3 protein-coding genes are annotated in these 1,674 nt (G+C 64.9%); 2 read left to right on the top strand and 1 reads right to left on the bottom strand.

Translation table 11 applies throughout. The features are described 5' to 3' along the window. Window positions 1-129: 129 nt before the first annotated feature. Window positions 130-618: a DUF1579 family protein gene (locus tag QSK17_RS35650; protein ID WP_271222356.1), complete on the bottom strand. Its 489-nt coding sequence runs from the start codon at window positions 616-618 to the stop codon at window positions 130-132. Between the two features lie 87 nt (window positions 619-705). On the opposite strand from QSK17_RS35650, the gene QSK17_RS35645 reads away from it, so the two are divergent. After that, a complete protein-coding gene (locus QSK17_RS35645; RefSeq protein WP_285711101.1) occupies window positions 706-1,044 on the top strand; it encodes an ArsR/SmtB family transcription factor in 339 nt (112 codons plus the stop codon). Then, a complete protein-coding gene (locus QSK17_RS35640) occupies window positions 1,041-1,466 on the top strand; it encodes an SRPBCC family protein (RefSeq protein WP_285711099.1) in 426 nt (141 codons plus the stop codon). Before QSK17_RS35645 ends, QSK17_RS35640 begins: the two co-directional genes overlap by 4 nt. The last annotated feature ends 208 nt before the right edge of the window (window positions 1,467-1,674 follow it).

Here is a 1,674-nt window from a genome sequence, read left to right as displayed (position 1 = left end):
ACTTGTCGGCGTACACCTCCATGTGCAAAGGCGCGTACGGATAGACGCGCATAGCATGATGGTGTTGTAGTGCCTCTGCCAGGAACGGCGAGGCGAGCTCGACGGTGAGGCTTCTGATCTGCGAGGGATTCAGCGGCGAGGGATGGCGCTGGGGCTGGAAGCCCTCGTGAAGCTCATGTCCATCCAGTGCCGCCAGTTTGAGCCGTTGTCAGTGCGCTCCCATTCGGCCGTCATGGAGTCGCCGTCTTCGGCGATCACCAGCGTCGCCCGCTCCGTCTCACCGGCGAACGTCCAGACACCCTCGTCGTCGACGCTTGCCCGCATGGTGACGAAGTTGCCGTGATTGTCGAAGGAGCGCATGGGGTAGGTCCGGCTCGCTGGATCGTAGGGCCCGATCATCTCGATGACCTCGACGTGCTCCTCGTTCATGCGCACGTCCACACGGTGAATGAGGAAGTGCTCGCCCGCCAGCCACTCGTAGGTGTCCGACCCGGCGATGCGGATCGCCGGGTCGATCGCGGTGGCCGCTATACGCCCCTGCGAACGCCAACGGCCAACCAGCGCATTCAGGCGCTGGTTCTCCGATCGCGGGGCACGGGTGTTGTCGTCTCCTGACATGGCGGATCCTCGTCATCGATAGAGTGTAAGATATTGCTTAAACACTTACATGCTGTCCCGGCAGTGCGCAAACGAAGGCGGTGGCCCATGGACGACGCGCTTCGCGCTGTGGCGGACCCGACCCGCCGCGCCATCCTCGTCCTGGTGCGGGATCGCGAAGTATCGGCAGGCGAGATCGCGGAGCGCTTTCCCGAAATCAGTCGCCCTGCGGTATCCCAGCATCTGCGAACGCTGACAGCAGCCCGCCTCGTCGACGTCCGCCGCGCAGGCAATCGCCGCTTCTATCGGCTACGTCCGGAGGGGTTGGCCGAGGCGGTGACGTTCCTGGAGACAATGTGGTCCACCTCGCTCAGCCGCCTCCAGCACGAAGCCGAGCGAGAAGAACACGCGCACACTGGTGACCAGGACGTGAAGGGATCGTTGTGAGCAGGACGATTGAGCAGACGTTGCACATCCGTGCGCGTCCCGAGACGGTCTGGCGGTTCTTCACCGACCCGGCACGCCTGGCGCGATGGTGGGGAACGGCCGAGCTGGACGCCCGCCCCGGTGGCACCTTGCAGGTTGCGATGCACGAGGGCCCACGCCCGGTGATGCGCGGACGGTTCGTGGAGCTCGTGCCGTACGAACGTCTCGTCTTCACCTTCGGCTGGGAGGCCACACCGGGAGCGCCCGACATGGCACCAGAGGCATCCCGAGTCGAAGTCACCCTGACCCCGGACGGTGATGGCACCGAGCTCATCCTGCGCCACAGTGGTCTGCCGGCCGTACTCGAAGAGGAGACCAGCGACGGCTGGGCGCACCTGCTCCATCGTCTGGGCGAAACGGCAGAACGCCAGGAACTCCACTGAACCTGGTCGAACATACGCGTACGTCGCACCCCTGCTGCCGCCTCACGAACCCTGGCCGCCGTCAAAGCCACATCACCGCCACCGGCTAACCGTCCTCGGGCTGTGCACGTTTACGCGTACTCGCCTCCGCAGCGGGAGGTGTACGCCGACAACACTCACACAGCGTCACGAGAGCCATGCCCCAGGCCCACTGGCATGGCTCTCTTTT

It is taken from the genome of Microtetraspora sp. NBRC 16547 (assembly GCF_030268965.1).
In the GTDB taxonomy this organism is placed as follows: Bacteria; Actinomycetota; Actinomycetes; order Streptosporangiales; family Streptosporangiaceae; genus Microtetraspora.
This window is presented reverse-complemented; position numbering and strand designations above follow the sequence as displayed.